The sequence below is a fragment of the Pseudomonas oplopanacis genome, assembly GCF_057128725.1.
Genome location: NZ_JBSKHV010000007.1, coordinates 55,926 through 68,390, shown reverse-complemented (window position 1 = coordinate 68,390; position 12,465 = coordinate 55,926). Strand labels below are relative to the sequence as shown.

The 12,465-nt window shown below is 61.7% G+C and carries 10 protein-coding genes and 1 tRNA gene; 9 read left to right on the top strand and 2 right to left on the bottom strand.

Features of this window, described 5'->3' with window-relative positions; translation table 11 throughout:
• The first annotated feature begins 3 nt into the window (after positions 1 to 3).
• The 4 genes from fdhE to ACWKV5_RS15760 all read left to right on the top strand — a co-directional run bounded on the left by fdhE (position 4) and on the right by ACWKV5_RS15760 (position 4,420).
• Positions 4 to 930, top strand: a complete 927-nt coding sequence (gene fdhE, locus ACWKV5_RS15775; RefSeq protein WP_483841989.1) for a formate dehydrogenase accessory protein FdhE — start codon at positions 4 to 6, stop codon at positions 928 to 930.
• A 53-nt stretch (positions 931 to 983) separates the two neighbouring features.
• On the top strand, positions 984 to 2,414 hold the full coding sequence (selA, locus tag ACWKV5_RS15770; RefSeq protein ID WP_483841988.1) for an L-seryl-tRNA(Sec) selenium transferase: 1,431 nt from the start codon (positions 984 to 986) through the stop codon (positions 2,412 to 2,414).
• Entirely contained in the window at positions 2,411 to 4,318 is a 1,908-nt protein-coding gene (selB, locus tag ACWKV5_RS15765) for a selenocysteine-specific translation elongation factor (protein ID WP_483842178.1), read from the top strand. The genes selA and selB overlap by 4 nt, the downstream gene beginning before the upstream one ends.
• Before the next feature lie 6 nt (positions 4,319 to 4,324).
• Positions 4,325 to 4,420 (top strand) — tRNA-Sec (locus ACWKV5_RS15760).
• Between the two features lie 9 nt (positions 4,421 to 4,429).
• Here the strand turns inward: ACWKV5_RS15760 and ACWKV5_RS15755 are convergent.
• Positions 4,430 to 5,764, bottom strand: coding sequence for an OprD family porin (locus tag ACWKV5_RS15755; protein ID WP_483841987.1), 1,335 nt, complete (start codon positions 5,762 to 5,764; stop codon positions 4,430 to 4,432).
• Between the two features lie 54 nt (positions 5,765 to 5,818).
• Positions 5,819 to 6,472: a hydrolase gene (locus ACWKV5_RS15750; protein ID WP_483841986.1), complete on the bottom strand. Its 654-nt coding sequence runs from the start codon at positions 6,470 to 6,472 to the stop codon at positions 5,819 to 5,821.
• 202 nt (positions 6,473 to 6,674) lie between these two features.
• Here ACWKV5_RS15750 and ACWKV5_RS15745 point away from each other — a divergent pair, with 202 nt between their 5' ends.
• From ACWKV5_RS15745 to ACWKV5_RS15725, 5 genes are all read left to right on the top strand, one after another.
• Positions 6,675 to 7,754, top strand: coding sequence for an AI-2E family transporter (locus ACWKV5_RS15745; protein WP_483841985.1), 1,080 nt, complete (start codon positions 6,675 to 6,677; stop codon positions 7,752 to 7,754).
• A 25-nt stretch (positions 7,755 to 7,779) separates the two neighbouring features.
• Positions 7,780 to 8,964 (top strand): patatin-like phospholipase family protein, encoded by a 1,185-nt coding sequence (locus ACWKV5_RS15740; protein ID WP_483841984.1) that lies wholly within the window; start codon positions 7,780 to 7,782, stop codon positions 8,962 to 8,964.
• Between the two features lie 220 nt (positions 8,965 to 9,184).
• Complete coding sequence (locus tag ACWKV5_RS15735) at positions 9,185 to 10,474, top strand: NAD(P)/FAD-dependent oxidoreductase (protein WP_483841983.1); 1,290 nt, start codon at positions 9,185 to 9,187, stop codon at positions 10,472 to 10,474.
• Positions 10,475 to 10,499: 25 nt separating this feature from the next.
• Complete coding sequence (locus ACWKV5_RS15730; protein ID WP_027923171.1) at positions 10,500 to 11,057, top strand: helix-turn-helix domain-containing protein; 558 nt, start codon at positions 10,500 to 10,502, stop codon at positions 11,055 to 11,057.
• 23 nt (positions 11,058 to 11,080) lie between these two features.
• Complete coding sequence (locus ACWKV5_RS15725) at positions 11,081 to 12,427, top strand: glutamine synthetase family protein (RefSeq protein ID WP_483842177.1); 1,347 nt, start codon at positions 11,081 to 11,083, stop codon at positions 12,425 to 12,427.
• The last annotated feature ends 38 nt before the right edge of the window (positions 12,428 to 12,465 follow it).

Genomic DNA, 12,465 nt, shown 5'->3' with positions numbered 1-12,465 from the left:
CACTTGGCGACGATTCTTGAACCTGGAGAGATTGAAGCGGCGGCGAGTTCACCGCCGTTTCTGTACCTGCCGCCGCACAACCTGTTCACCTTGCGCGCCTTACGGCTGGAGCATTTGGCCGAGGGCCATCCGCTGGCCGATTACCTGCGCCTGATCGCCGGTTTGTGTCATGTGCAGCAGCGTTTGATCGACGATCCGCCGGTGACCACCTTGCCTGATCCCGAACGAATCAAAGTCTGCCAGGCGCACGGGCTGCCACCGTTGGCCGCCGATACGCTGGTGCGCGAAGGTCATTGGTTGCCGTACCTCGACGCCTTGTTGCAGCACTACCCGCCAGCGCCGCAACCGGCGGTAGCAAAAGCCCTGGCGACGTTGCGCAGTACCGACGCCGGACAACGCAAAGCCTGGGCGGTGGCGTTGGTCAGCGGTCAGTTCACGCTGCTGCCCGCCGCGCTGGTGCCGTTTCTCGGTGCCGCGTTGCAAGCAGCCTGGAGTCACTGGCTGCTGAGCACCCCGGACCTCGCGCTGAAACCCGGCGACAGCCTCAATCAATGCCCGGCCTGCGGTTCGCCGGCGATGGCCGGGGTGATTCGCCACCGTGGCAAGCACAACGGGTTGCGTTATTTGGTCTGTTCCCTGTGTGCCTGCGAATGGCATGTGGTGCGGGTCAAATGCGTGTATTGCGAACAGAGCAAAGGCCTGGAATACGTCAGCCTCGATGACGATCGCTACGCCGCCAATCAGGCGCCGCTACGCGCCGAGACCTGTCCGGGTTGTCGCAGTTACCTAAAACAGCTGTACCTGGAAAACGACGCCGAGGCCGAAGCGCTGTCGGCGGACTTGAGCAGCCTGATGCTCGACATGCGCCTGGAACAGGAGGGCTACCTGCGTCCGGCGCCGAATCTGCTGCTGGCACCCGGCGGCGACTAAACACTCAACGGCTACACTCAGGCGCGACGGTCAATCGTTTCCAGGAGCGCCTGATGCCTTCACCTTCCGCCGGTCAAACCTTGCGGCTGCCTTCCATCGACAGTCTGCTGCGCCATCCCGCATGCCAGCCGTTGGCCGAACGCTATGGACGGGACGCGCTGCTGGCGAGCTTGCGGCAATTGCTCGATGACTTGCGCGAACCGGTCCTGAACGGGCAATTCGATGCCGTGGAAATCAGCCCGCAGGTTTTGGCAGGGCGGGCGGGTGAGCGTCTGGCCCGGCAGCACCAAAGCCATGTGCGCCGGGTGTTCAACCTCACTGGCACGGTGCTGCACACCAACCTCGGCCGGGCGTTGCTCCCGGAAGTCGCCATCGAAGCCGTACAAATGGCCGCGCGTTATCCGCTCAATCTTGAATTTGACCTGCACAGCGGCATGCGGGGTGACCGTGATGACCTGATCGAAGGCCTGATCCGCGAACTCACCGGCGCCGAAGCGGTGACCGTGGTCAACAACAACGCGGCGGCCGTATTGCTGACGCTCAACAGTCTGGGCGCACGCAAGGAAGGGATCATTTCCCGGGGCGAGCTGATTGAAATCGGCGGCGCGTTCCGCATTCCCGACATCATGGCGCGGGCCGGGGTGCGGCTGCATGAAGTCGGCACCACCAACCGCACCCATGCCCGTGATTACGAGGCAGCCATCGGCCCGCGCAGTGGCCTGGTGATGCGCGTGCATGCGAGCAATTACGCCATCGAAGGATTCACCGCACGGGTGCCGACCGCCGAGCTCGCGCAATTGGCGCACAACCATGGTTTGCCGCTGCTCGAAGACCTCGGCAGCGGCAGTCTTCTGGACCTGACTCGCTGGGGCCTGCCCGCCGAGCCGACGGTGCGCCAGGCGCTGCTCGATGGCGCGGACATCGTCACCTTCAGTGGCGACAAATTGTTGGGTGGCCCGCAGGCGGGGTTGATTGTCGGGCGCAAGGACTTGATTGCGAAGATCAAGAAAAACCCACTCAAGCGTGCGCTGCGGGTCGACAAACTGACCCTGGCCGCGCTCGAAGCGGTGCTGGGTTTGTACCGCGATCCAGATCGTCTGGCCGAACGTCTGCCGAGCCTGCGTCTGCTGACTCGCCCGCAAGCCGATATCCTCGCCCAGGCCGAACGGTTGCAACCTTCGCTGGCCCACGCCGTAGGTGACGGCTGGAGCGTCAGTGCGCTGCCGGCGCTGGGCATGATCGGCAGCGGCAGCCAACCGGTGGCGCGCTTGCCGAGCGCTGCGTTATGCCTGCGGCCTAACGTCTCCAAACGTCTGCGCGGTCGGCAACTGCTGGGGCTGGAAGCCGCGTTCCGTCAGTTGGCCATTCCGGTGTTGGGCCGTCTCGATGACGACGCGCTGTGGCTGGATCTGCGCCAACTTGACGACGAAACCGCATGGCTGCAACAACTCGATCAGTTGGCCGTCGAGGGGCGGGCAGGGTGATCGTCGGCACCGCAGGGCACATCGATCACGGCAAGACTGCGCTGTTGCAGGCGTTGACCGGGCAGGCCGGTGACCGTCGCCGGGAAGAGCGCGAACGCGGCATGACCATCGACCTCGGCTACCTGTATGCCGCGCTGGAACCGGGCGCCGAATTGACCGGGTTCATCGACGTGCCCGGTCACGAACGTTTCACCCACAACATGCTGGCCGGGGCGCAGGGCATTGATCTGGTGTTGCTGGTGGTCGCGGCGGATGACGGCGTCATGCCGCAGACCCGCGAACACCTGGCGATTGTTGAACTGCTGGGCATTCCCCGGGCGCTGGTGGCGATCACCAAGTGCGACCGGGTCGAGCCGGACAGGGTGCATGCCGTCCATGAACAAATGACCACGTTGCTGGCGCCCGGACCTTTTGCCGATGCGCCGCAACTCGCGCTGTCGAGTGTGACCGGGGAAGGTGTCGAGACACTGCGCCAGGCATTGCTCGACGCACAGCGTGACGTGCATCAACGCAGTACCGACGGTGGTTTTCGACTGGCGATTGATCGCGCCTTCAGCGTCGCCGGTGCCGGTATCGTGGTGACGGGTACGGCGCTGTCCGGGCAAGTAACGGTGGGCGACACGCTGGTGTTGAGCCCATTGGGCAAACCTGTGCGTGTGCGCGGTTTGCACGCGCAAAACCAGGCGGCGGACACGGCGTTTGCCGGCCAACGCGTCGCACTGAACCTGAGTGCCGAACGCTTGGCTCTGGAGCACATCCACCGTGGTCAATGGTTGCTCGCCGAGTGGCTGTATGCCCCGACCCAACGACTGGACATCGAGTTGCGTTTGTTGCCCAGCGAAGCCAAAGCCTTCGAGCACTTTCAACCAGTGCATGTTCACCTCGGCACTCAGGACGTGACGGGGCGAGTGGCGTTGTTGGAAGGTACGAGCCTGGCACCGGGCGGGCGGATGTTCGCGCAGATCCTGCTGAATGCCCCAGTCCATGCGGTGAAGGACGATCCGTTGATCCTGCGGGATCAGAGCGCACAACGCACCCTTGGCGGCGGTCGGGTGCTTGATCCGTTTGCCCCGACCCGACACCGTCGCAGCCCCGAACGACTGGCGCAGCTTCAGGCGCTCGCCACCCGCCATTCGCTGGAAGAACTCCTGCCGGCCTTGTTGGCCAACAGCGACAGCGGCCTCGATCCACGGCTACTGGAGCGCCAGTTCAACCGACCGCGCGCGACCTGGGTTTTGCCCGATGACGTGCGTTTGATCGAGACCCGCCAGGGGCCACTGCTGTTTAGTTCGGCCCGTTGGGAAGCCCTGAAGGCCCCGTTGCTGGAGCACCTCGCACGCTTTCACGCACTCGAGCCGGATCAAATGGGCCCTGACCGTGATCGCCTGCGTCGTTTCACCGCCACCACGCTGGAGCGCCCGACCTTCCTCCGCCTGCTCGACGATTTACTCGCCAGCGGCGCCATCGCCACCAGCGGACCCTGGCTGCATTTACCCGGTCATCAAGTACGCTTGAGCGAAGAGGACGAAGCCCAGTGGCAGCGCTTGCAACCGCTATTCGAACAGGCCGGTTTCGATCCGCCATGGGTGCGAAAACTGGGCGGTGACGAGGCAAGCGTGCGCCTGCTGCTGCGCAAAATGGCGCGGCTGGGGTTGCTGCATCAAGTGGTCCGGGACCTGTTCTACACCGACGCGATGATCCGGCGATTGGCGGCTATGCTGTTGCAGTTGGCCGAGCACGACCCGGTGATTCAAGTCGCGGCGTTTCGCGATACGGTCGGCCTGGGCCGCAAGCGCAGCATTCAGATCATGGAGTACTTTGACCGCATCGGCCTGACCCGACGCATGGGCGACAAACGCCAGATCCGTCTCGACAGTGCCTTGGCCCAGACAGACAAACACTGAGTTCAAGGAAGGCAATCGCGCCCGGTGGCGCGGCCGGGCTTCAAACCCGGTTGGGGACGGCATCCGTTCCCGGGCAGGTTCGACTCCGGCTGCCTTCCGCCAATTTCCCGATCAGAAAGGCCCGAAGTTCAATGGGTACTGGATCACCACATACACCCGGTCAATGTCATCGCCGGCCTGAGCCGCGTTGGCGCGGTGCGATACATGGGACAGTTGCAGCGACAAGTCCTTGGCCGCCCCCGATTGCACGATGTAGCGCAAATCGATGTCGCGCTCCCAATGCCGTCCGCCGTCGCCTTGTTGCGGTACGAAAGTGCCGGTCGCCTCATCGAACGGGTTGTAGGCGCCGCCCTGGGGCGCATGGGTGCCGTCGATCTGTGTGCCTTTGACGTAACGCGTCATGAAGGCCAGGCCGGGGACGCCGAAGGTGCTCAGGTCGAGGTCGTAGCGCACTTGCCAGGATTGTTCGTGGGCGCCGTTGAAGTCAGCGTACTTGATCGAGTTGGCCAGGTAGATGGAGTCACCACCGACGAAATCGAACGGGGTGTCACCGTTGACTTTCTGATAGGCCAGGGTAAAGCCGTGGGCATCGACGGAGTATTTGCCTGAGAGGCTGAACGCGGTGTTGTCGATGGCGCCGGCCAATGCCTCTCCCGTGTCCCGCGTGTGGTAGAGGTTGGCGTCGACGAACACGCCCGGCTGCTTGAAGTGAAGATTGCCGTAGTACTGGTGCCAGGTATCGGTCAGCGTTGAGGCATAGACTGCGCCGCCGACAGGGCTTTGGGTGAACAGGTCGGCGCCGACAAACGAAATGCCGCCGGCGTCGGTGTTGGCGCCGTAACCGGAAAAATTGCCTTTGCTTGATGAACTGTCCTGATTCTTGAACGCCGTGAAGTGACCGGCCTGCACATTCATGCCATCGATTTCGCGGCTGTTCAGCAGAAAACCGGTGGCGTATTCCGGTTGCAGGCGTTTGTCGGCGGTGTCGAACACCGGTGTTTCAACCATCATTTCACCGTAGGCCACGGTGGTTTTGGAGGCCTTGATTTTCAGCGCGCCGCCAGCGCTGGAATAGTCGTCCTCACTGCGGCCATCACTGTCCACCGGCAGCAACCCGGTGCCGGAACGGCCTTTGCCACTGTCGAGTTTCACGCCCAGGAAGGCGTGGCTGTCGAGGCCGAATCCCAGGATGCCGGGGGTAAATCCAGACTCGAAAGCGCCAATGAACCCTTGCGCCCATTCCGCCTTGTAGCTTTTGCCGGACGGCGAAGGGGAGCGGTAATCACTGTTGAGGTAGAAGTTGCGGTTGAGCACATTCAGCGTCGCACCGTCGAGGAACCCTTGCCCGGTTTGCGCCGTGTCATCCGCCTGCGCCGTTGCGGTCGTGCCGGCGACTATCACCGATAACCAGAAGGGCAGGCCGGGTTTGCGCTTGGAAAACGTCATCGATCAATCACCACCGGGCAGCGACTCCGCGAGGACGGAGTCGCTGATTTTAGCTTAGTGAGCTTCAGAGGCACCGAACATGCTCTTGGCATAGATCAGGCCCAGACCGTAGGCACCGCCGTTGGCGATCGAGGTTTTTACGGTTTCGTCATAAGTTTCGCTGCGCGCCCAGTCACGCTGCAATTCGAGCAGGTATTGCAGAGAGGTCATGGGGCGAGCGCCGATCTGGATCATGCGTTGCATGGCCATTTCGTGGGCTTCGGTGGTGACGTCGCCGCAGGCATCGGCGATCACGTACACCTCGAAACCCTGGTCGATGGCCGACAGCGCCGGGCCGACGATGCACACGGACGTCCAGAGGCCGGCCAGGACGATTTTCTGCTTGCCGAATTTGTTGACTTCAACGGCGATGCGCTCGTCTTCCCAGGTGTTCATGCTGGTACGGTCGATCACGTTGTGTTCCGGAAACACCGATTTGATTTCGTCGAAGATCGGCCCGGAAAAGCTCTTCTCGGCCACGGTGGTGAGAATGGTCGAGACCTTGAACCCACGGGCCGCCTTGGCCACGAGCGCGGCGTTGTTGCGCAGGGTCACGGCGTCGATCGACTTGGTCGCAAAGGACATCTGCGATTGGTGGTCAATCATGATCAGCGTGTGGTCGGTCGGGGTCAGCAGGGTTTTGCCGGGGACTGCTTTTGCAATGGCCATGGTGAGGTCCTTACGGGGTGAGTGAGGAGGCCATGGTTACGTGGATTGAGCAGCGAATATTGAGTCCATGTGCTGTTTTTGCGGTTTTTTTTGCAGCACAGCGATACAGAGCACAATGTGGATGTCGCACTGTGAAATCACCGTCTATGCTGCCCTAACCGCTCCCCAACCGTTCTTTGTAGCTATCAGCAAGGAGGCATCCATGGTGCCCACACCTCTGTCCGAGAAATCGTTGACCCGCAGCATGCTCGATGTCCTGATTCGTGCCGGGTTGATTGTCGTTCTGGTGCTGTTCTGCTTCGAGATTTTCCGACCGTTTCGCGACCTGATGCTGTGGTCGGTCATCCTCGCGATCACCCTCTATCCATTGCAACTGCGACTCATGGGGTCGATGGGGCGTAGCGAAGGACGCGCTGCAACCGTACTGGTGGTGATTGCCATCGCGATTCTGGTGGTGCCGGTCTATCTGTTGGGCACCTCGATTGCAGAGTCGGTGGCCAAGGTCGTCGATCTGGTGAAGGAGGGCAGCTTCCAGATCCCGCCTCCGCCCGATACGGTCGCCGGTTGGCCGCTGGTGGGTAAATCCATCTCGGCGGTATGGCTGCAGGCCTCGACCGATCTGCCCGATCTGATGGTGAAATACCTGCCGCAAATAAAAGGCGTCACGCTGGGCTTGTTGGCCAAAATCGCTGGCGTCGGGGCAGGTTTGCTGATGTTCATCGTCGCCTTGATCATCGCCGGTATTTTCATGGCTCATGGTGAAGCCGGCGGCCGTTGCGCAGTGGATATCGCGTCGCGTGTTAGCGGTCCGGACAAGGGGGCGCAGATTGCCGAGTTGTGCACGGCGACCATTCGCGCCGTTGCGCTCGGGGTGGTCGGTATCGCGTTCATCCAGATGCTGCTGGTGGGTATCGGCTTCGTACTCAAAGGCATCCCCGGCGCCGGTCTGCTGGCCATCGGCGTGTTGCTGCTGGGCATCATGCAGTTACCGGCCACGCTGATTACGCTGCCGGTGATCGTCTATGTCATGGCCACCGAAGGACCCAACACGCGGACCATTATCTTCTCGGTCTTTGTGTTCGTGGCGGGCCTGGTGGACAACGTCCTCAAACCACTGTTGCTGGGACGGGGGGTGGATGTGCCGATGCCGGTCGTGTTGATTGGCGCATTGGGCGGCATGGTCACCAGCGGCATCCTCGGGCTGTTCATCGGGCCGGTCGTGCTGGCGGTGGGTTACCAATTATTCTGGCAGTGGGTTCAGGATCGACCGGAGGGTGCCTGACGTCCTCAGGTCATGAGGAGGCGTGTTGAAACCATTCCAGCCCGGACCTGGTGGGTCAACGTGGAACATGTTGCGCCAGGCGTGTCTGCAACGCCGGGATGCCGTGCCGCCGAGCTTGACGGAACTGGCGGTCGTCCCCGGCATTCCCGAGGCACGTTACTGGCTGGACCGGGACCTCGCGCCGCTGATTCGGGATGTGCACCAGTCCAATCTGCGAGAGGCCGAAGCGCTGGCCAGGGCAGGGGAGCCGAATGACACCCTGCCACTGGCCAACATGCTGGCGATTTCCGGGGGTGGGGACGCCGGCACTTTTGCGGCGGGGATCATCGCGGGATGGACGCTGCATGGTTCGCGTCCCTCTTTCAAAGTCGTCACGGGCATCAGCGCCGGGGCCCTGGTGGCCCCGTTCGCGTACCTGGGGCCTCAGTACGACGACATCATCCTGCGCATTTGCAGCGCCATCGGACCCAAGGACGTTTTCCATTCACGCAGTGTGCTGACCCGGCTTGCCAGCGACGGCATTGCCGACAGTAAGCCATTGGCGCGGCTGGTCGCGCAGTGCATTTCTGCGGACATACTGGCGGCGATTGCGGCGCAATACGCCAACGGGCGGCTGCTGATGATCGGCACCACCGATCTCGATGCGGGCCGGCCTGTGACCTGGAACATGGGCGCCATTGCCGCCAGCGGCGCACCGGGAGCGCTCGACCTGTTCCGGCGGATCCTGATCGCGTCGATGAGCATTCCGGGGGCCGTTTCTCCCGTCATGATCGACGTGGAGGTAAACGGCCAACCGTTCCAGGAAATGCACGTCGATGGCGGCGTCATCACACAGGTATTCCTTTATCCCCCGGGCACCGTCATGGCACTGAACAGTGTGACCGGCGCGCGTTTGCGCCGCGATCGGCATTTCTACGTGATTCGCAACGGCAAAATGGAGCCGCAGTGGTCGGGGACCAAACGTCGCACGTTGAGCATTGGCGGTCGCGCCATCAGCGCGTTGATCCAGATGCAAGGCATCAGCGACCTGGAGCGGATTTACCGAATCGCCCAGCAGGACGGGGCGGATTTCAATCTGGCGTACATCGGGGCGGATTTTCTTCACCTGCGCAATCGTCAGTTCGATGGCGAGTACATGAAGCGGTTGTTTGATTACGCGTTTGAGCTCAGTGCCAAGGGGTATCCGTGGCATAAGTCGCCCGATACCTGAGGATTTCTGTTGGTCTGGAATGGCCCCTTCGCGAGCAGGCTCGCTCCCACAGGTGATCTGTGTCATCCACAAAATAGGCGACTAAAGGAAATCCAATGTGGGAGCGAGCCTGCTCGCGAAGGGGCCAGCCAAGGCACTGAAAGACTTGCTGGTTGCCCATATGAAATTAATCCTGTAGTTTTTCATGAAATTATAAAAACATAATTTCATGAGGGCTTGTATGTTCCAGCAGTCCACGCAGCATGTCGCCAGCTACTACGCCCACAGTTGCGCTGATCGCCTGACCACCCGGCCCGCACTTTCCGGTGAACACGATACCGACATCCTGATCATCGGCGCCGGGTTCAGTGGGCTGCACACGGCGTTGCGCCTGGCGCTGGCCGGCAAACGCGTGACACTGCTGGAAGCCAGTCGCGTGGCGTGGGCCGCCTCGGGGCGCAATGGTGGTCAGGCCATTCTCGGTTGGTCGTGTGACATGCCGCCGCTGGAAGCCGCGCTGGGTTATGAGCGCGCACGGCGGTTGTGGGACGGCATGCGCTGGGCGGCGCAGGAACTGCGTGAATTACCCGCTCGCCACGGCTTCGATTGTGATTATCGCGCCGGCCATTTGTGGACCTCGGTCATGCCACGACGTGTCGGCCTGCTGACCGAGTGGCAGCGCGAGGCCAGTCACAAGTGGGGCCACCACGGTTTGCAGCTCATCAGCCGTGAACAGTTACCGGAATGGATCGCCAGCGAGCGCTATCAGGCAGGGTTGTACGACCCTGAAGGCGCTCATTTGAACCCGCTGAAACTGGCCATCGGCCTGGCCGCCGCCATCGAACGTGCGGGCGGGCGCATTCATGAACAAAGCAAAGCATTGAGTTATCGAGAGGAGGCTGGCCGTTTCGTGGTGAACACTGAGCGCGGGTCGATTCGCGCCGATGTGCTGGTGCTGGCCTGTAACGCCTATCTGGACCGGCTCGACCCGCAACTGGCCAGTTGCGTGTTGCCCGTCGGGACGTATCAAGTGGCGACCGCGCCCCTGACGCCCGAGCAAGCCACTGCGCTGCTGCCGAGCAATGTCTGCGTTACCGACAATCAGTTTGTCCTCGACTATTTCCGTCGCACCCCCGACAACCGCCTGCTGTTCGGCGGTGGCTGCACCTATCTGGGTGGCATGCCCAAGGACATCGCCGGGGCCACACGACCGTACCTGGAACGGGTGTTTCCGCAGCTCAAAGGCGTGGAACTGGAGTTCGCCTGGGGCGGACACATCGACCTGACTCTTAAACGAACGCCCGACGTTGGCCGGTCGGGTGATCGCTACTGGCTGCAAGGCTATTCCGGGCATGGCGTGCTGCCGACACTGGCCGCCGCCCGTGCGGTGTCCGACGCCATTCTGGGCAAGGACGATGAATTGTCCTTGTATCAAGGTCTGGACAACGGCAGTTTTCCCGGCGGCAAATACCTCGCGGCACCGCTGGAAGCCATCGGCAAAGCCTGGTATCGACTGCGCGACAGTATCTGATGAGTCATCTAGCGGAATCCCAGGCATGAACAAGCAAGAAGAAATCGCTGCGTTGGCGATCCTGATTCACGATTTGCGCAAGCACAAGAAATACACCTTGAAGGAACTGGCCGACAAAATCGGCCGCTCCGTCGGTTTTCTTTCGCAGGTCGAACGCGGCCTGTCGCGACCCACCGTGGCCGACCTGACGGCGATCAGCGAAACCCTGGGCGTACCGACCACGTACTTCTACAGCCTGCCGAAACCCAAGGAGTTGCCCTGGGTCACGCGGCCTGACGAACGTCGCACGCTGTACTACGCCAACGGCATTACCGACATTCTGGTTTCACCAAAAATGCGCGCGTCATTTTCCATGCTCGAAAGTCATCTGGAAGCCGGAGCCAGCAGCGGCGACCGGCACATGAGTGACAGCTCGGAGCAGGGCGGCTACGTGCTCGAAGGCGAGCTGACGCTGTGGCTGGGCGACGACGAAGAACCTGTGACTTTGGTCGCTGGCGACAGTTTTCAGTTCGACAGCCATACCCGTTGCCGCTACGGCAACCTCACCGGGCAACTCACGCGAGTGCTCTGGGTTTACACCTGATAACAAGCAAAGGACCCACAATGATGGATGCTACCTGCTCTGACCTGCTGGCCGAGGTGCGTGCCTTTCGCCAACGCTACCCTGAGGTGCGTTATGTCGACCTGATTTCCCTCGATATTCCCGGGCATTTCTACGGCAAGCGCTACCCGGTGGACATGCTGGAAAAGGTCGCGGCCGGCACGGCGCTGAAACTGCCGCAGAATTGCGTGCTGCTGGGCGTGCAAGGCGGATTGTTCAAGATTGGTGATTACTGCTTCAACGATGGTGACCCGGACGCCGTGCGTCGGCTAGTGCCGGGCACTCTCAAGCCCGTGACCTGGGAAGCGCAACCGCTTGGGCAAATGCTGATCACCTCGGACGGCACAGCAAAGCCCATCGTGTTCGAACCGCGCCAGGTGCTCGCGCAGGTCCTCGACAGGCTCGCCGGCAAAGGCATTCATCCGGTGGTGGCATTCGAACTGGAGTTCTACCTGTTCGATAAAAAACTGCGCGACGGGCTGCCGCAGTTTCCCCGAGATGACCTGACCGACGACGCCGACGACCAGCCCAACATGCACATCGAACGATTGTCACGCTTTGCGCCGGTACTCGACGACATGGTCGAAGCCTCGCGCGCTCAAGGCATCGACAGCACGGTGATCACGGCCGAACTCGGGCCGGGTCAGTTCGAAATCAATTTCGGTCACCTCGACGACGGCTTGCGCGCTGCAGATTGGGCGGCGCTGTTCTGTCGCAGCAGCCGTGGCGTGGCGCTCAAGCATGGTTATCGAGCGAGTTTCATGGCCAAGCCTTACTTGCAGCATCCGGGCAGCGGCATGCATGTGCATGTCAGCCTTTACGATGCGGCCGGCAACAACATTCTGGCAGCCAACCAGCAGCAATCATTGCGTCACGCTGTGGCCGGCTGCCTGGAACTGTTGCCTCATTGCATGCCGGTTTTCGCCCCGAACCAGAACGCCTATCGACGTTTGGGTGGTACGACCAACATCGCCACCCAAGCGAGCTGGGGGTTTGAAGACCGCGATGCGTGTCTGCGCATTCCGGAATCGGACTCGAAGAACTTGCGCATCGAACATCGCCTGGCCGGTGCCGATGCCAATCCGTATCTGGTGTTGGCGGCGATTCTGGTCGGATTGGAACATGGGCTGGAGTCCGGCAAGGAACCGATTCTGCCGCTGAACGAAGACCGCAACAGTGGCGTCGACTTTCCTAAGGAAATGCTCGAAGCCGTGCGCGCGATGCAGCATCAACCGCGACTGCGTGAAGGATTGGGCGCGGAGTTTGTGGACGTGTATTGCGAGAACAAACGTCAGGACCACCTGGCGTTCATGCAGGAAATCAGCGCGCGGGAATATCGCTGGTATCTGTAAACCGGGGATCGCGGGCAATCACAGCGATTGCCCGTGAA